This is a genomic window from Streptomyces griseorubiginosus, from assembly GCF_001514195.1.
Taxonomy (GTDB): Bacteria; Actinomycetota; Actinomycetes; order Streptomycetales; family Streptomycetaceae; genus Streptomyces; species Streptomyces griseorubiginosus.
Genome location: NZ_KQ948740.1, coordinates 122,790 through 139,001, shown reverse-complemented (window position 1 = coordinate 139,001; position 16,212 = coordinate 122,790). Strand labels below are relative to the sequence as shown.

Here is a 16,212-nt window from a genome sequence, read left to right as displayed (position 1 = left end):
CGCCCCCCTTTGTCTGTTTGTCTGTGCACCAGATGTCTACGGTGTATACGTCTACACTGTAGACCCATGAGTGGCAGACGGGAAGAGATCCTGGACGCGGCCCTGGCCATCGCCGACGAGCGGGGCCTGGAGGCGGTGTCGATGCGCGCGCTGGCCGAGCGTGTCGGGGTCACGCCGATGGCGCTGTACCGGCACGTCAAGGACAAGGCGGCGCTGCTGGACGGGATGGTGGGACGCCTGCTGTCCGCGCTGCTGCCGACGGACGGCGCGGACGGCGGTGACGGGGTGCTCTCGGGCGAGGAGCCGACCTGGGACCAGCGGCTCGACGCTCTCGCCCATGCCTGCCGGGCGGTGACCCAGCGTCACCCCTGGGCGGCGCACCTGCTCTTCTCGCGCCCCGCCGTCACTCCGGACGCCGTGCGTGCGGTGGACATCATCTATCTCGCGCTCGTCGAGGCCGGGGTCCCGGAGTCGGAAGTGCCCCGACTGGAGCGGCTGATCAGCACCTTCGTCATCGGCTTCGCCGCCTCCGAGGCGTCCGGCCGCTTCACCCCCGGTGCCCTCGATCCGCGCGGCCGCCGCGGCCAGCTCCCGGCCGGCGAACTCCCCGGCCACAGCAGGGTCGGACGGTGGCTGGACCTCCCGGTCGACCTCACGGCCGAGTTCGAGGCGGACCTGGCGGACATCCGGCGGATGGTGGTGGGGGCGGCGGCGCGCGGAGGGGAGTGAGGGGCTGAGAGGCGCGGACTGCGGGACGGGTGGCGCACGGCGTCCGCCGGGTCGGGAGCCTTGTGGACGCGAGAGCCTCCGGTCCCTGCGTCACGCCGATGCCCTGTGATGTCCGCCGGGTCGGGAGCCTTGTGGACGCGATGTCCGGCAGGATCAGGCAGATGGACTCACCACAGGGGGACGAGGTGGACGGTGCCGGCGTGGCCGTGCCGTCGGCTGGAGCGGGCCCGGACAGGGACGCCGTATCTGCCGTACGGATCGGTGTTCTCGTTCCGCTGACCCGGCCCGGCTGGGTCGAAGCGGGCCAACACCTGCTGGCCGGGATCGAGTGGGGCGCCGACTCGGTCAACGGCAGCGGGGGAATCGACGGCAGACCCCTCGAGCTGGTCGTCCGGGACACCGCAGCGGATCCGGGAAGGGCCGAAGCCGCCGTGGACGAGCTGGCCGGACTGGGGGTGGCCGCCCTGGCAGGGGAGTACCACAGCGTCGTCGCGCGGGCGGCCGCGGCCCGCGCGGACGCGCTCGGTCTGCCGTTCCTGTGCTCGTCGGCGGTTCTGGACGCGCTCACCGAGCGGCCGACGGACCGGGTCGCGCGCCTCTCGCCACCGCAGTCCCACGGTTGGCGGGTCTACGCCGACTTCCTCCTCGACGCGGGCCACCACCACATCGCCGTGGCGACCCAGCCGAGTGTGTACTGGGCCTCCGGAGTCCGCGTCCTCAGGGACCACCTCGCCACTCGCGGCGGCACCGTCGTCGAACTCGACGTGCGGGAACACTCCCCGACCGTCCTGTGCGACAAGCTCGTCGAGCAGCGCGCGACGGCACTCCTGCTCCTGGTCGGTTCCCCGGTCCCGGCGGTGCCGATCGTCCGTGCGGTCCGCCGCGACCGGCGTCTCGCCGGGATCCTGGTCGGCGCCCCGGCCGGGCAGCCGGAGTTCGCCTCATGGGGGACGACGCTGGGCGACGACGGTGCCGGGATCCCGTTCCTGCGGTACCTGCCGGACGAACTCGGCCCGCTCGCCATGCAGGTCGAGGCGGGCCTTCGTGAGCGGCTGGGCGGACCGCCGTCGTTCGTGGCGTACGAGGGCCACGACACGGTCGCCTTCCTCGCCGCGCTGCTCAGGGAGCACGGCACGGACCGGGCGCGCATCGCCGAGGCCTGGCCGGTTGTCACCGTCGAGGGCACCCGGGGCCCGATCCGGTTCGGGCGTACTCCGGGGAGCGGCGTGTGGCAGTGGACCGGGGCGCCGATCCAGGTGGTGGACCGGGACCCGGAGTGTCCGGACCGCTTTCGTGTCCTGCGGTCCTGGAGGCGTGGCCAGGACCGCTGAGTCTGCCCGAACCGCCGCCTCCCGGCCCCGGAGCCAGCAGGTCTTATTCGGTCCGGCCGGCGCGCTCGTCTTGGTACCGTGCGCCTTCCGCACCGCCATGAACCGGCATGAGGGTGCTCACGGGGGAGGGGCGCTCGGCGATGCAGGTCTCGGAGCTTCCGCGTGCGGTGGCCGCGGCGAGGGCGACGGCCGCGTCACTGGGCCTCGCGGCCGACGAAGCGATCGTGCTCCAGGACTCGAACAAGTTGACTCTGCGACTGCTGCCCTGTGACGTCCTGGCCCGGGTGGCGCCGGTCGCGGACCAGGTCGCTCAGCTCGAAGTCGACATCGCTCAGCGGCTCGCCGAGGTGGGAAGCCCGGTGGCCGCGCTCGCACCTCGCGTGACGCCGGGCGTCCACGAGCGCGACGGCTTCGTGGTCACCTTGTGGACCTACTACGAACCGGCCGTACCCCGAGAGGTCCCACCCGCCGCCTATGCCGACGCGCTCACGAGACTGCATGCCGGTATGCGCCAACTCGACGTCCCCGCACCGCACTTCACGGTCCGCGTCGACCAGGCGCAACGCCTGCTGGCGGACCGCGACCGCACACCCGCGCTGGCCGACGCGGACCGCCGACTCCTCGACGGGACTCTGAGAAGTCTGCGGCGAGCGATCGGCGAGCGCGGTACCGCCGACCAGCTGCTGCACGGCGAGCCGCACCCGGGAAATCTGCTCGCCACCGCGAGCGGGCCCCTCTTCATCGACCTGGAGACCTGCTGCCGGGGCCCCGTCGAATTCGATCTCGCCCACGCGCCCGACGACATCGCCGAGCACTACGCGAACGCCGACCAGGACCTGCTGCACGACTGCCGCCTCCTCGTCCTCGCGATGATCACGACCTGGCGATGGGACCGCCACGACCAACTCCCCAACGGCCGCGGGCTGGCCGCGGAGTGGCTCGGACGGCTGCGGGCGGCATCCGGCGAGGTCCGGTGAGCAGACCCCCTCTTTAATCGAACACGCGTTTTATTCACAGGACCGGTGGTAGGACACCTTCATGTCCCTCACCACCCTCCCCGAACAACTCGTCCGCACCCTCCGCTTCACCCGTGGTGTCCCCGGGCGGTTCGCCGTCGGTGCTGGTGGGGAGACCGTGCTGTTCCTCCGCGGGCGCACCGGCGACGACCCGGTGACCTGTCTGTGGGCCCTGGACGTGGCCTCCGGCAGGGAACGCCTGCTGGCCGATCCCGTTCGGCTGCTCGGGGGTGGGCGGTCGGAGCGCAGGGGGCGGGTGGGAGGTGTCGAGGCGTACGGCGCCGACGCGGCGGCCGGGGTCGTCGCCTTCGCCCTCGGCGGCGGGCTGTGGACCGTGGACTCCGGCAAGGGCGAGCCGCGGCGGCTGCCCGTCGTCGGACCGGTCTCGGACCCCCGGCCCGACCCCACCGGGCGCCGCATCGCCTACGTCTCGCACGGCACCCTGCGCGTGGTGGAGGCGGACGGGACGGGGGACCGGTCGATAGCGCAAACACCCACGCCCGACGTCGAGTTCGGGGTCGCCCCCCACACCACCGCCACGTCCCTCGACGATGCCCGTGGACACTGGTGGTCGCCGGACGGCCACCACTTGCTGTTCGCTCGGACGGACTCCAGGCGGGTCCAGCCCTGGCCGACGGCCGATCCGGCAGCCGATCCCACGGTCGACCCGGCCGGCGGAGGCGACAGGGCGGACGGGATCGACTCACCCGACCTGACGGCCCCCGGCGACCCGGGCCGCGAAGTCCGCCGCACAGCCCTCGCCGGAACGCCCAACCCCGACGTCACGTTATGGGTCTCCCGGCTCGACAGCTCACCGCTACAGGTGAGTTGGGACCGGGTCGCCTACGAATACGTCGTGGGCGCCGGATGGGACACGCACGGGCCCTGGGCTCTCGTGCAGTCACGCGACCAGCGCACCGTCCGCTTCCTCGGCATCGATCCCGGCGACGGCCGGACCGCCGTCCTGCACGAACAGTGCGACGCGTGCTGGGTGCACCTCGTCCCGGGACTGCCCGCCCGCACGGCCTCCGGTGCCCTTCTCGCCCACCACGACACGAGCGGGACCCGGCACCTCACCCGGGACGGAACAGACGTCACGCCAAAGGGACTTCAGCTGCGAGCCGTGCTCGGCATCGACGGCGACGACGTCCTGTTCACCGCCACCGACGAACCCACCGAGACCCACCTGTGGAGCTACGGCCCCAAGTCCGGCCTACGGCAACTGAGTTCGGGGGCCGGAGTCCACTCCGGCGTCCGGAGCGGCGGAACGCTGGTCCGGATCACCCGGGACGCCGAGCGGCCCGGCGGGCGGGCCGAGGTGCTGCGCGCGGGCAGACCGGCCGTCACCGTCCTGTCGTACGCCGAACGCCCGGTGCTCGACGTGCGCGCCGAGCGGTTCGTCCTGGGCCCGCGAGCGCTTCACGCCCGGCTCCACCTGCCCTCCTGGCACCGCCGGGGCAGCGGCCCGCTGCCGGTGCTCGTCGACTCCTACGGCGGCGCGGCCCTCCAGCGTGTCACCGCGGAGCTGGACTCGCGCGTGCTGCTGGCTCAGTGGTTCGCCGAGCAGGGTTGCGCGGTGCTCACGACCGACGGCAGCGGCACCCCCGGCCGCGGACCCGGCTGGGAGCGCGAGGTCCACGGCGACCTGTTCGGACCCGTCCTCGACGACCAGGTCAGCGCCCTGCGCGAGGCCGCCCGCCGGTGTCCCGACCTCGACCTCGGCCGGGTCGCCTTCCGCGGCTGGTCCTTCGGCGGTGCGCTCGCCGCGCTGGCCGTCCTGCGCCGCCCGGACGTCTTCCGCGCCGCCGTGGCCGGCGCGGGCGTCACCGACCAGCGGCTGTACCACGCGCACTGGCGCGAGCGGTTCCTCGGTCATCCCGACCTGTACCCGCAGCGGTACGAGGCCTGTGACCTGCTCCGCGACGCGCCGGGGCTGACCCGGCCGCTGCTGCTGATCCACGGGCTCGCCGACACCAACGTCCCGCCGGTCAACACCCTGCGCCTGTCCGCGGCGCTCAAGGCCGCGGGGCGCCCGCACGAACTCCTGATCCTCCCCGGCGTCGGCCACCAGCCGATCGGCTCGACCGTCACCCGGCAGCTGCTGGAGCGGCAAGTGGACTTCCTGCGCCGCCACTTGGGCGTCGAGCCGCCCCGCTCCGCCTTCTAGAACGTGCGCTTGAGCAGGTCGAGCAGTGCGGCCCAGTGCCGCTCGTCGCCCTCGCTGTGGTACGCGGCGGTGTCGGCCTGGGTGAAGCCGTGCGGGGCGCCCTCGTACACCTCGCAGCGGTGCCGCACCCCGGCCTCGGTCAGTGCGGCCTCCAGACGCTCGATCTGCTCGGGCGGCAGCGAGTGGTCGTTGTCGGCGTGACCGAAGTACAGCTCCGCGGTGATCTGCCCGGCCACCAGGTGCGGGCTGTCCGGGGTGTCGGTGGCCAGGCGCCCGCCGTGGAAGCCTGCCGCCGCGGCGACTCGGTCCGGATAGGTGCCCGCGGTGAGCAGCGACAGCCGCGCGCCCATGCAGTAGCCGGTGAGGGCGACCGGGCCGTCGGCGACCTCGGGACGCTCGGCCAGCCAGCCCAGGTACGCCCCGGCGTCCCGCATCGCGAGCTCGGGCGTCAGCGCCTGCATCACCGGCATGATCTTCTCGAAGATCTCCGGCCGGGCGCCGGGGTCGATGAACTCCGGAAGGTCGAAGACCGGCGCGCGTCCGTGCCGGTAGAACAGGTTGGGCACGAGGACCGTGTAACCGGCCTCGGCGAGCCGGTCGGCCATGGACCTCAGCTGGGGGCGCAGCCCGAACGCGTCCTGGAAGACCAGGACGGCGGGCCGGGGCGCGCCGTCGGCCGGGTGGGCCAGATAGGCGTCGGCGGTGCCGTCCTCGGTGGGGATGTCGACGTCGGTTCCCTGTACGGAGGTCATGGGGGGTGCCTCTCTGTGCATGCGACGGCGAGCAGGTCGCCGGCCCGGCGGAACCGGGCCGGGCACATGCTTGCACGCACCATCGAAGTCGCCGCCATGGCCCCCTCCCACTTGAGCGGGGCTTTACTCGAACCGGCTGGTGTCGCCCGCGCCCTTCCGGACGATCTCCGCCTCGCCGCCCGAGAAGTCGATCACCGTCGTCGGTTCGGTGCCGCAGTCGCCGGAGTCCACGACCGCGTCCAGCACGTGGTCGAGCCGGTCCTTGATCTCCCAGCCCTGGGTCATCGGCTCCTCCTCGTCGGGCAGCAGCAGGGTGCTCGACAGCAGCGGTTCGCCCAGTTCGGTCAGGAGCGCCTGGGTGACGACGTGGTCCGGGATGCGCACGCCCACGGTCTTCTTCTTCGGGTGCTGGAGCATCCGCGGCACCTCCTTCGTCGCCGGGAGGATGAACGTGTAGCTGCCGGGCGTCGACGCCTTGATCGCCCGGAACACGTCCTTGTCGACCCGTACGAACTGGCCGAGCTGCGCGAAGTCCTGGCAGACCAGGGTGAAGTGGTGCCGGTCGTCGAGATGGCGGATGCTGCGGATCCGGTCGATGCCGTCCCGGCTGCCCAGCCGGCAGCCGAGCGCGTAGCAGGAGTCCGTCGGGTACGCGATGAGGGCGTCCGACCGGATGCTCTCGGCGATCTGTGAGATGGCGCGGGGTTGCGGGTTGTCGGGGTGCACGTCGAAGTACTTGGCCATTCGCCGAGCTTATGCCGTCGCGGTGGGACGGCGACGCAGGCCGGGGAGCGGCGCCTCCGACCCGGGCGAGGCCCGACGGGGCCTGTCACCTACGCTCCGGACATGGACCGGGACCGCATGGCCGTACGACTCCACGCCCCTGCCACTGCGAAGGCACCGGCCCTCGTCCTGCGCCCCTGGCGTTCGGAGGACGCCCCCGAGCTGGCCGTCCTGCACCGTGACGCGGAGCTGCGTCGCTGGATCGGCTCCGTCGTGGACGGTGAGGCGGAGGCCGAGCGGTGGGTGCGGGAGCAGGAGCGGGGATGGCACGAGGGGGACCGGTTCGCCTTCGCGGTCGTCGAGGAGGGGGTGCGGTGCGGGCCCGGTGAAGTCGCCGCCGGAGAACGCCTCGTCGGGCACGTCGTTCTCAAACGCCCCGCCCCCGGCGGTCCTCCGGGCGAGGTCGGCTACTGGACGGCGGCGCACGCTCGGGGCCGGGCGGTGGCTCCTCGGGCCCTGGACGCGTTGACCTGCTGGGCGTTCCACGCCTTCGCGGAGGACGGGCTCGTACGGCTCGAGCTCCTGCACAGCGAGGACAACACCGCCTCCTGCCGGGTGGCCCGCAAGTGCGGATACCCCCTGACCGCCCATCTCCCCGCGGCTCCCCCACACTTTCCGCGCGACGGGCACCTTCACACCCGCCTTCTCACCTCCTGAAGGCGTCCGACCCGCCGACCCCAGACCGCACGTGAGGTAACGTACCGGGCGGTATGTCGGGAGGGCGAGAGCGGCGAGGAGAAGGGTGACGTGGCAGGTCAGGAGGGCGGGGCCGGGGGCGGCAGGGCGCAGGACACTGGGGACTCGACGTGGGCGCAGGAACTCCTGGACCATCTGAGGCCGACCGGCCGTGACATCCGCAGGCTCGTCGCCTGGCTCGGGGAGACGGTGCACGGCACGGCCTCCCTCCACGACGCCGCCGGAACCCTTGTCGCAGGCCCCCGCATGACGCTCGACGAGACCCTCGTCGCGGACATCCGCGCCGGCCGGATCGCCTCGGCGGCCTCGGCGGACGGGGACGGCCATGTGCGCCTGCTCAGGGTCGGACACCCGGCCCCGGCAGCGGCCGGCGTGCTCGCGGTGGCCCGCCCCGACCCGTTCGACCGGCGCACCTCCGACATCCTCACGCACACCGCCCAGGTCCTCGAACTCCTGCTGCGCGCCCGGGAGACGACCGCGGCCGACCGTCGCCTGAAGCGGGCCACCTCCGATCTGCGCCTGGCCATACTTCAGCTGCTGATGGTGGAGGACACCGTCGCCGCGCGCCGGGTCGCCGCGGGGCTGTGGCCCGGCCTGCTCGACACGGACACGGCCTGCGTCTACGTCCTCGAAGGCGACGCGGCCGAACGCGACCGGCTCGCCGAGGAGTGCCTCGGCGTCACCAGGGGCCGGGCACTGGTGGTGCGCTGCCCGGCCATGGACGGACACGTGATCCTCGTGGTCGTCGGGGACACCTCCGGCGAAGCCCTGCGCTCGCTCGTCGACCGCAACCCCGGCACCCTCCTCGGCGGCAGCGCCCACCAGAGCCTGGCCCGGACCGCCGCCGCCTACGGACAGGCGGTGAGCGCCCTCGCCGTGGCGCGTGTACGGCCGGACCGGGCGGCCGTGTACGCCGAACGCACCCACCCCGAACGGCTGATGGACCCGACGGCGCTGCGCGCGTGGACCGCCCGGCTGCTGCGCCCGCTCGACACCCTGCCGCACCACACCCGCGCGGAACTGCTCGCCACCACCCGCCTCGGTCTGGAGTTCACCGCCGTGAGCGCCGCGAAGGTGCTGGGCGTCAGCCGCAACACGGTCCGCGCCCGTATGGAACGCGTCGAGGCCCTGCTGCGCACCGACTTCACCGACCTGACCGTCCGCGCGACCGTCCATCTGGCCCTGAGCACGCAGGTCAGCCTCGCCGACGGACAGGACGGACCGGACGGAGAGGGGGGAGAGGGCGGACGGGACGCACAGGACGGCCAGGACGGACGGGACGGCGGCCGCGCGGACGCCCGGCAGACCCGTGCCCGGCTGGGCGACCTCCTGGCCGGACCCGCCCTGGAGGCGTGGGCACGGGAACTGCTCGGCCGCCTGGACAGCGACGCCCGCGACCTGCGCCGCACCCTGCGCCACTGGATCGCGGCCGGCGGCAACGCGGAGCGGGCCGCGCAGACACTGGCCGTGCACGCGCAGACCGTGCGGGAACACGTCCGCAGCGCCGAACCCGTCCTCGAACGCCGGCTCCTCGCCTCCGGCAGTGATCTCTACGAGGTCGTGCTGGCCCATCTCGCGACCGGAGCGCTCGAACCGCCCGTCCTGCCGCGGGACGATCCGGGCCAACCGGACGCACCTGTGCACGGGTGAGTGCTGCGCCCGGCCCAGCGGGCATCGGCGCGATTCACAGGAGTCCGCAGGTCACGTAAGTTCGGACGCACCGCAGGGGGAACGACCGGAACGGGGGACCGGTCGCGCCCCCTGCGAGGCGTTTCCTTCGCGTGCGACGGGTACTCGTCCGGCTCCGGAACGACCCCCGCTGGAGGAGGCCCGGTATGACCAGCAGCACGGAGACCGGCGGCGCGACCGGCACGCCGGACAAGGACTACAACCTGATCTGGTACGTGGAGGCGTGTCTGAGCAACGCGCTGCGGCTGGAGAGCTACATCCAGGACGCGGAACGCGCCAAGGACACCGAGGTCGCCGACCTGTTCCGCAAGGCCCAGGCGGACAGTCGCAAGGGCGCCGAGATCGGCAAGGGACTGCTGCGCTCACGGCTGAACGGCGGCTGACCCTGCGGGCACGGAAGGGCCGGACAGACGGGTGTCCGGCCCTTCCGCCCGCGCAGGGCCACCGGTGTCACACCGGAAGCCGGCCGTACACGAACAGATGCGGTTCCGGCGCGCCCTCCGGGTGGTCCGGCGTGAACTCCACGAGGTGCTCCGACTCCACCACGAGACCCGCGTCCCGCACGACGGCCACCACGTCCTCGGCGGCGAAGCTCGTGGCCCGGACCGGGCGGCCCATGAACTCGATCGCCAGATCCTCGACGTCGGCGGGGACCGTGGCCAGCACCAGACTCCCGCCCGGACGCAGCGCCCGCGCGAGCCGCCCCAGCACCTGGGACTGCTCCGCACGGGACATCTGAAGCAGGGAGAAGTACACGCACACCGCGTCGAACGTGCCTTCCTCCAGCGGCAGTTCGCGGATGTCGGCGAGGCGGAAGGTGGCCCGGGGGACCTGTCGGACTGCGAGCTCCACCATCACGGGGGAGACGTCCACCCCCAGCACCTCATGGCCCGCGTCGGCGAGCGTCGACGCCGTGGGGCGGCCGGTGCCGCTGCCGACGTCCAGGACCCGGCTGCCCGGTGCCAGCCGTCCGAGCAGCCACTCCAGGGACGCCAGATGCGCCTCGGAACGCGCGAACGCCTTCTCGTACGTCAGCCCCAGCGCGTCGAAGACCTCCGCCGCCCGCTGTCCCTCTCCGGCCACGACCTGCTCCCCCCTCGCGGTGTCCCGGCATCGTAGCCCGGCACCCGGTGGGCGTGGCCCGGCTTGCGGTCGAAAGCCGAGGCAGGGCAGGGTGCGGGCGTGGCCACCTTGCTGATCGTGCATCACACGCCCTCGCCGAACTGCCAGGCGATGTTCGAGGCCGTCGTCTCCGGAGCGACGGCCCCGGAGATCGAGGGCGTCCGCGTCGTACGCCGGGCGGCCCTCGCCGCCACCGCCTCGGACGTGCTGGCGGCGGACGGGTACCTGCTCGGCACCCCGGCCAACCTCGGCTACATGTCCGGTGCCCTCAAGCACTTCTTCGACCAGGTCTACTACCCCTGCCTCGACGAGACGCGCGGCCGTCCGTTCGCTGCCTTCGTGCACGGCGGCAACGACGTCACCGGAGCCCTGCGCGGCATCGAGTCGATCACGACGGGTCTGGGCTGGCGCCGTGCGGCCGAACCGGTGACCGTGACCGGCGAACCGGCCAAGGCGGACATCGAGGCGTGCTGGGAGCTGGGGGCGACGGTCGCCGCCGGACTGATGTCCTGACGTGCGCTCTGGGTGGCTGGACCGTGGCCTGACGCGCGCCCTGTGCGGCCGGACCGTGTCCTGACGTGCGCCCTGCACGGCTGGGACCGTGTCCTGACGTGTGCTCTCCGCGGCCGCACCGTGTCCTACCGCGCGCTCTCCGCGGGGCCGCCCGGAGTGATCAGCCCGCTCTCGTAGGCGAGGACCACCGCCTGCACCCGGTCCCGCAGCTCCAGCTTCGACAGGATCCGTCCGACATGGGTCTTCACCGTCGTCGGACTCAGGAACAGCCGCTCGGCCAGCTCGGCGTTGCTGAGCCCGGTCGCCAGCAGCCGCAGCACCTCCAGCTCACGTGGCGTCAGCCCGGACAGGTCGCGGTCCGGGGAGGCCGGCCGCGCGGCCTCCCGGTGGGCGAAGCGCTCGATCAGCCGGCGCGTGATCGCGGGCGCCAGCAGGGCGTCCCCGGACCGCACCAGCCGAACGGCGGCCACCAGATGCTCGGGCGTCACGTCCTTCAGGAGGAAGCCGCTCGCCCCTGCCGTGAGCGCCGCGTACACGTAGTGGTCGAGGTCGTAGGTGGTCAGGATGATCACCCGGATCTCGCCCGCGGAGTCCTCGGCGAGGATGCGCCGGGTCGCCTCGATGCCGTCCATGCCGGGCATCCGGATGTCCATGAGGACCACGTCGGGGCGGGTCCGCAGGACCGCGGCCACCGCCTCCGCCCCGTCGGCCGCCTCCGCCGTCACCTCGATGCCGTCCGCGGCCAGGATCATCCCGAACCCGGTGCGGACCAGGGCCTGGTCGTCGGCGATGACCGCCCTCACCACCTCTGCGCTCACGCCGTCCGCCACGGCAGCTCCGCCCTGATCCGGAAGCCGCCGGCGAGGGTCGGACCGGCCGTCAGCTCGCCGCCGTAGACCCCGAGGCGCTCGCGCAGCCCGATCAGCCCGCGTCCGTTCCCGTCCGCCGGGACCCCGTCGCGGACCCCGCCGGTGTCCCTGACCTCGATCTCCAGCAGGTCGTCGGACCAGCCGACGGTGACGACGGCCTCGGCGCCCGGCGCGTGCTTGAGGGTGTTCGTCAGCGCCTCCTGCACCACCCGGTACGCCGTCAGGTCCACCCCCGGCGGCAGCGGCTCGGCCGGCAGCGACACCGCGACCCCGACCGGGGTCCCCGCGGCCCGCACCCGGTCGATCAGTGCGTCCAACTGCCCGAGCCCCGGCTGCGGTTCGAGACCGTCGGCGGGGGAGTCCGGCCTGCCGGTGTCGGGGGCCGCCAACAGGCCCATCACATGCCGGAGTTCGGCCATCGCTGCCCGTCCGCCGGCCTCGACCGCGAGCAACGCCTCCTTGGAACGCTCCGGTGCCACGTCCATGACCTTGCGCGCCGCGCCCGCCTGGATCACCATCACGCTCACATTGTGGGTCACGACATCGTGCAACTCGGCGGCGATCCTGGCGCGTTCCTCCTCCACGGCCCTGCGGGTCGCCTCCTCGTGGGCCCGTTCCAGGGCCGCGAACCGGTCCCGGCTCGCCGCGAGCCGCCGCTGCCCGAACCGGACCACGCCGGCCAGGACCCCGGCCACCAGCAGCACCACCCCGGGACTGGACCAGCCCGGCAGCACCGGATCCGTCGACCGGAAGACCACCCCCGCCAGCACGGCTGCCACCACGAGACCGGTCATCGCCCCCGCCCGGTACCGGCTGTACATGACGGCGCTGTACGTGCCGATGACACAGGTCAGCACAGTGATCCAGGAGGCGTTGTCACCGATGCCGAGCGCCGCGCCGAGCACCACCGCGAACACGGCCAGCGGAAACCGCCGCCGTACCGCGAGCGGCAGCGCCGACAGCACGACCAGGACCCAGGGCGGGGAGGCCGGCTGCCCCACGTCCGCACCGGGCACGGGCGGCCGGGGCGGCGACGGGGGCGACGGAGGCACCGGCACTCCGTACTCGACCCGCGACACCCGCACCGGCCCGTCACCGGGATAGCGCGCCGCCACCACCAGCGCGACCACCGTCAGCAGCACGGCCAGCAGCACGTCGAAATACACCGAACGCCGCGACAGCGGGGCGCCCTTGGCCTCCGGGCGCAGCGCGAAACGCACCTGCCGACGCCATCCCCGCAGGTACTCCGTCTCCATGCGCCCATTGTGGTGGCCCCTCGGCCCGCCAGGCGTCCGCCCCGGTGACCAGAGCCCCCTCCGCCGGACGTACTCCTCGGGGATGACCCCGGCACCGGGTCCTCCCGGCGACGGGCCGCATGTCGGTGCTCCGGCCGACGCGCCGACGACCCGACCGTCCGTACCTTCGCCACGCCGACGCAACCGCGTGGCCCGGCCGCCCCGCCCGTCAGGGCGCGGACCCGCCCGACGACACCCCCGAAGGGGATCTCCCATGACCCAGGTCATCGAACTGAAGGGCGTGGCCAAGCGCTACGACAGTGCCGGCGCACCCGCGCTCGGACCGCTCGACCTCTCCGTGGCCCAGGGTGAGGCCCTCGCGGTGACCGGCCCCTCCGGCAGCGGCAAGTCCACCCTGCTGAACCTCGTCGCCGGGCTCGACAAGCCGACCGAGGGCACGGTGACCGTCGACGGCCGGCGGATCGACCGGCTCGGCGAGCACGCGCTGGCCCGGTTCCGCCGCGAACGGATCGGCATGGTCTTCCAGTTCTTCAACCTCCTCGACGACCTCACCGTCCTCGACAACATCCAACTCCCCGCCCAGCTCAACGGAGTTCCGCGGCGCACCGTGCGGGACCGCGCGGCGGAACTGATGGAGGTCCTCGGCATCCAGCAGCACGCCCGCGCCCACCCCGGCCGCCTCTCCGGCGGAGAACGCCAACGCGTCGCCGTGGCACGGGCGTTGGTGAACCGGCCCGCCCTGCTCCTCGCCGACGAACCGACCGGCGCCCTCGACAGCGCCTCGGGCCAGGACGTCCGTGACCTCCTCCTCGACCTGCACCGCGGCGGCCAGACCATCGTGCTGGTCACCCACGACCCGGCCCTGGCCCAGGCCTGCGCGAGCCGTACCGTCCATCTCGTCGACGGCCATGTCGCCCTCGACTCCCGTGCGGAGGCCCTGCGATGACCGGACCGCTCGTCCGCGTGGTCCGCTCCGGGGTGGGCCGGCGCCGGGTGCAGACCGCGGTCATCGCGATCGCCACGATGATGGCCGTTGCGGCTGCCGTGGTCGCGGGCTCCCTCATGGTCGTCGCCAACGCGCCCTTCGACCACGCCTTCGCCGCGCAGAAGGGCGCCCACCTCACCGCCGGGTTCGACCCGGCCGAGGTGACCGACGCACAACTGGCCGCCACCGGGCGGCTGGACGGAGTCACCGCGAGCGCCGGGCCCTACCCCACGGCGCTCCTCCAGGTCACGGACTCGGCCGGCCGCAAGCCCCCGGCGATGACTTTCGTCGGACGCACCGGCCCGCACGCCACCGTCGACGACCTGGACCTCACGGCCGGCCGATGGGCGAAAAGACCGGGCGAGGTCGTGCTGAGCTCCTCCTACCAGGGGCCCGCCTTCACGGTGGGCGACACCCTGACGGCCTCCGGCACGACCCTCAGTGTCGTCGGCTTCGCCACCTCCGCCGGCCGGAGCGCCGACGCCTGGGTGACTCCCGCACAGCTCAGGGCGCTCGGTTCGAAGGACGCCCCGGTCACCCGTCAGATGCTCTACCGCTTCGAGGAGGCCGGGTCGACGGGTGACATCGCCGCCGACCGCAAGAAACTCACCGCCGCCGTCCCCACGGGGGCACTGCTCGGCACCCGGTCCTACCTGGACACCAAGCGCGCCGCCGACAGCGGGGCCGCCCCGACCATCCCCTTCCTGATCGCGTTCGGCGTCCTCGGCCTCGTCATGTCCGTGATCATCGTCGGCAGCGTCATCAGCGGCGCGGTCGGCACCGGCCTGCGCCGGATCGGCATCCTCAAGGCCATCGGCTTCACCCCGCGCGAGGTCGTCCGCGCCTACGTGGCGCAGGCGCTCGTCCCGGCGGGCGCGGGCATCGCGCTCGGCGTCGTCCTCGGCAACCTGCTGGCCCTTCCCCTCCTCGACGAAACCGAGCAGGCGTACGGCACGGCCGCCCTGTCGGTCGCCTGGTGGGTGGACCTCGTGGTCCCGGCCGGTGCCCTGCTGGTCGTCGGCGTCGCGGCCTTCGTCCCCGCGCTGCGGGCCGGGCGGCTGCCCACCGTCGAGGCCATCGCCGTCGGCCGGGCCCCGCGCACCGGACGCGGCCGGTGGGCGCACCGGGCGGCGGGCCGCCTCCCGCTGCCCCGGGCCGTGACCTACGGCCTCGCCGCGCCCTTCGCCCACCCGGTCCGCGCCTTCGCGATGCTGCTCGCGGTCGCGTTCGGCACGATCGCGGCGACCTTCGCCGTCGGACTCACCTCCTCGCTCGACGAGGTCGGCCGTATCCAGGACCCCGAGGACCGTGCCGCGGTCACCGTCTTCACCGGCGGCCCCGGCGTGGCACACGGCGAACACGTCCCCGCGCCCGGCACCCAGGAGCCCCGGCAGGCCGACCCGGCACAGGTGAGCGCCGCCATCGAGGCGCAGCCGGGCACCGCCTCCTACTACGGCGAGGCCCAGCAGGACGCCACCGTGGTCGGGATCACCGGAAACGTCCGGGCCGGCCTGTTCACCGGCGACTCGGGCATCGGCGCGTACGCGATGACCGCCGGGCACTGGCTCGACGGCACCGGCCAGCTGGTCGTGCCCCGCCAGTTCCTGGAGACCACCGGGACGGAGATCGGCGACACCGTGCGGGTGACGGTCGGCAAGGAGACGGCCGCCCTGCGGATCGTCGGTGTGGCCTTCGGCAGCGCGGAGGACCAGCTGGAGATCCAGGTGAACGCCGCCGACTTCCCCGCGACCAGGCCCCAGGTGTTCCTGGTCGACGTGAAGGGGGGCGTCTCGCCGACCGTGTACGCCGAGAAGCTCTCCGCGCGGATCCAGCCCCTCGGCGCCGAGGCCACGGCCACCTCCCCTTCCCGGCAGCACAACATGGTCCTCGTCCTGAACACCATGGCCGCGCTGCTCACCCTCATGCTCGTCTCCGTCGCGGGCCTCGGCGTGCTCAACTCGGTCGTCCTCGACACCCGGGAACGCGTTCACGACCTGGGCGTCTGCAAGGCCGTCGGCATGTCGCCCCGGCAGACCGTGAGCCTCGTCCTCGCCTCGGTGGCCGGGATCGGCGTGCTGGGCGGCCTCGTCGGCGTCCCCGCCGGATACGCGCTGCACGGGTTCGTGCTCCCGGTGATGGGACACGCGGCGGGCACCGACCTGCCCCCGTCCGTCCTCGATGTGTACGGAACGCCGCAGCTGCTCCTGCTGGGCCTGGCCGGTCTGGTCATCGCCCTGTTGGGCGCGATGCTCCCGGCGGGCTGGGCGGCCGGGGCCCGTGCGACGGCCCTGCGCACCGAGTAGC

General features: G+C 73.4%; 15 protein-coding genes. 10 read left to right on the top strand and 5 right to left on the bottom strand.

Annotated features, from left to right (window positions below):
* Nucleotides 1–66 precede the first annotated feature (66 nt).
* From AQJ54_RS28635 to AQJ54_RS28620, 4 genes are all read left to right on the top strand, one after another.
* Complete coding sequence (locus AQJ54_RS28635) at nucleotides 67–729, top strand: TetR/AcrR family transcriptional regulator (RefSeq protein ID WP_062242039.1); 663 nt, start codon at nucleotides 67–69, stop codon at nucleotides 727–729.
* Between the two features lie 161 nt (nucleotides 730–890).
* Nucleotides 891–2,060 carry an ABC transporter substrate-binding protein gene (locus AQJ54_RS28630; RefSeq protein WP_079070062.1) on the top strand — a complete coding sequence of 390 codons (1,170 nt, stop codon included), beginning with the start codon at nucleotides 891–893 and terminating at the stop codon, nucleotides 2,058–2,060.
* A gap of 140 nt (nucleotides 2,061–2,200) precedes the next feature.
* Nucleotides 2,201–3,037, top strand: a complete 837-nt coding sequence (locus AQJ54_RS28625) for a phosphotransferase (protein ID WP_062242423.1) — start codon at nucleotides 2,201–2,203, stop codon at nucleotides 3,035–3,037.
* Nucleotides 3,038–3,098: 61 nt separating this feature from the next.
* Nucleotides 3,099–5,243, top strand: a complete 2,145-nt coding sequence (locus AQJ54_RS28620) for a S9 family peptidase (protein WP_062242037.1) — start codon at nucleotides 3,099–3,101, stop codon at nucleotides 5,241–5,243.
* Here the strand turns inward: AQJ54_RS28620 and AQJ54_RS28615 are convergent.
* Entirely contained in the window at nucleotides 5,240–5,995 is a 756-nt protein-coding gene (locus AQJ54_RS28615) for a dienelactone hydrolase family protein (protein ID WP_062242035.1), read from the bottom strand. The two genes, AQJ54_RS28620 and AQJ54_RS28615, sit on opposite strands and share 4 nt — an antisense overlap.
* Before the next feature lie 123 nt (nucleotides 5,996–6,118).
* Entirely contained in the window at nucleotides 6,119–6,739 is a 621-nt protein-coding gene (locus tag AQJ54_RS28610) for an L-threonylcarbamoyladenylate synthase (RefSeq protein WP_030325138.1), read from the bottom strand.
* Nucleotides 6,740–6,841: 102 nt separating this feature from the next.
* On the opposite strand from AQJ54_RS28610, the gene AQJ54_RS28605 reads away from it, so the two are divergent.
* The 3 genes from AQJ54_RS28605 to AQJ54_RS28595 all read left to right on the top strand — a co-directional run bounded on the left by AQJ54_RS28605 (nucleotide 6,842) and on the right by AQJ54_RS28595 (nucleotide 9,546).
* Nucleotides 6,842–7,435 (top strand): GNAT family N-acetyltransferase, encoded by a 594-nt coding sequence (locus AQJ54_RS28605; RefSeq protein WP_248845044.1) that lies wholly within the window; start codon nucleotides 6,842–6,844, stop codon nucleotides 7,433–7,435.
* Between the two features lie 90 nt (nucleotides 7,436–7,525).
* Nucleotides 7,526–9,124 carry a helix-turn-helix domain-containing protein gene (locus AQJ54_RS28600; RefSeq protein ID WP_062242033.1) on the top strand — a complete coding sequence of 533 codons (1,599 nt, stop codon included), beginning with the start codon at nucleotides 7,526–7,528 and terminating at the stop codon, nucleotides 9,122–9,124.
* 185 nt (nucleotides 9,125–9,309) lie between these two features.
* The gene (locus tag AQJ54_RS28595; RefSeq protein WP_020138240.1) at nucleotides 9,310–9,546 is read left to right on the top strand and encodes a hypothetical protein; all 237 of its coding nucleotides are present in this window, start codon (nucleotides 9,310–9,312) and stop codon (nucleotides 9,544–9,546) included.
* Between the two features lie 67 nt (nucleotides 9,547–9,613).
* Here the strand turns inward: AQJ54_RS28595 and AQJ54_RS28590 are convergent, their stop codons facing one another.
* Nucleotides 9,614–10,246: a class I SAM-dependent methyltransferase gene (locus AQJ54_RS28590; RefSeq protein WP_062242031.1), complete on the bottom strand. Its 633-nt coding sequence runs from the start codon at nucleotides 10,244–10,246 to the stop codon at nucleotides 9,614–9,616.
* Between the two features lie 99 nt (nucleotides 10,247–10,345).
* Here AQJ54_RS28590 and AQJ54_RS28585 point away from each other — a divergent pair, with 99 nt between their 5' ends.
* On the top strand, nucleotides 10,346–10,798 hold the full coding sequence (locus AQJ54_RS28585) for a flavodoxin family protein (protein ID WP_062030649.1): 453 nt from the start codon (nucleotides 10,346–10,348) through the stop codon (nucleotides 10,796–10,798).
* A 125-nt stretch (nucleotides 10,799–10,923) separates the two neighbouring features.
* On the opposite strand, the gene AQJ54_RS28580 is transcribed toward AQJ54_RS28585, so the two are convergent.
* Nucleotides 10,924–11,628 carry a response regulator gene (locus tag AQJ54_RS28580; protein ID WP_062030651.1) on the bottom strand — a complete coding sequence of 235 codons (705 nt, stop codon included), beginning with the start codon at nucleotides 11,626–11,628 and terminating at the stop codon, nucleotides 10,924–10,926.
* Nucleotides 11,613–12,923 carry a sensor histidine kinase gene (locus AQJ54_RS28575; protein WP_062242029.1) on the bottom strand — a complete coding sequence of 437 codons (1,311 nt, stop codon included), beginning with the start codon at nucleotides 12,921–12,923 and terminating at the stop codon, nucleotides 11,613–11,615. Before AQJ54_RS28575 ends, AQJ54_RS28580 begins: the two co-directional genes overlap by 16 nt.
* 253 nt (nucleotides 12,924–13,176) lie before the next feature.
* On the opposite strand from AQJ54_RS28575, the gene AQJ54_RS28570 reads away from it, so the two are divergent.
* Together AQJ54_RS28570 and AQJ54_RS28565 are read left to right on the top strand one after the other, a co-directional pair.
* Complete coding sequence (locus AQJ54_RS28570; RefSeq protein ID WP_062242027.1) at nucleotides 13,177–13,869, top strand: ABC transporter ATP-binding protein; 693 nt, start codon at nucleotides 13,177–13,179, stop codon at nucleotides 13,867–13,869.
* Nucleotides 13,866–16,211, top strand: coding sequence for an ABC transporter permease (locus AQJ54_RS28565; RefSeq protein ID WP_062242025.1), 2,346 nt, complete (start codon nucleotides 13,866–13,868; stop codon nucleotides 16,209–16,211). Before AQJ54_RS28570 ends, AQJ54_RS28565 begins: the two co-directional genes overlap by 4 nt.
* Nucleotide 16,212: the final 1 nt, after the last annotated feature.

Bases quoted from the DNA above. Each gene is read 5' to 3' on its own strand.
- AQJ54_RS28635 (WP_062242039.1), top strand. From the start codon at position 67: ATGAGTGGCAGACGGGAAGAGATCCTGGACGCGGCCCTGGCCATCGCC.
- AQJ54_RS28630 (WP_079070062.1), top strand. From the start codon at position 891: ATGGACTCACCACAGGGGGACGAGGTGGACGGTGCCGGCGTGGCCGTG.
- AQJ54_RS28625 (WP_062242423.1), top strand. From the start codon at position 2,201: ATGCAGGTCTCGGAGCTTCCGCGTGCGGTGGCCGCGGCGAGGGCGACG.
- AQJ54_RS28620 (WP_062242037.1), top strand. From the start codon at position 3,099: ATGTCCCTCACCACCCTCCCCGAACAACTCGTCCGCACCCTCCGCTTC.
- AQJ54_RS28615 (WP_062242035.1), bottom strand. From the start codon at position 5,995: ATGACCTCCGTACAGGGAACCGACGTCGACATCCCCACCGAGGACGGC.
- AQJ54_RS28610 (WP_030325138.1), bottom strand. From the start codon at position 6,739: ATGGCCAAGTACTTCGACGTGCACCCCGACAACCCGCAACCCCGCGCC.
- AQJ54_RS28605 (WP_248845044.1), top strand. From the start codon at position 6,842: ATGGACCGGGACCGCATGGCCGTACGACTCCACGCCCCTGCCACTGCG.
- AQJ54_RS28595 (WP_020138240.1), top strand. From the start codon at position 9,310: ATGACCAGCAGCACGGAGACCGGCGGCGCGACCGGCACGCCGGACAAG.
- AQJ54_RS28575 (WP_062242029.1), bottom strand. From the start codon at position 12,923: ATGGAGACGGAGTACCTGCGGGGATGGCGTCGGCAGGTGCGTTTCGCG.
- AQJ54_RS28570 (WP_062242027.1), top strand. From the start codon at position 13,177: ATGACCCAGGTCATCGAACTGAAGGGCGTGGCCAAGCGCTACGACAGT.
- AQJ54_RS28565 (WP_062242025.1), top strand. From the start codon at position 13,866: ATGACCGGACCGCTCGTCCGCGTGGTCCGCTCCGGGGTGGGCCGGCGC.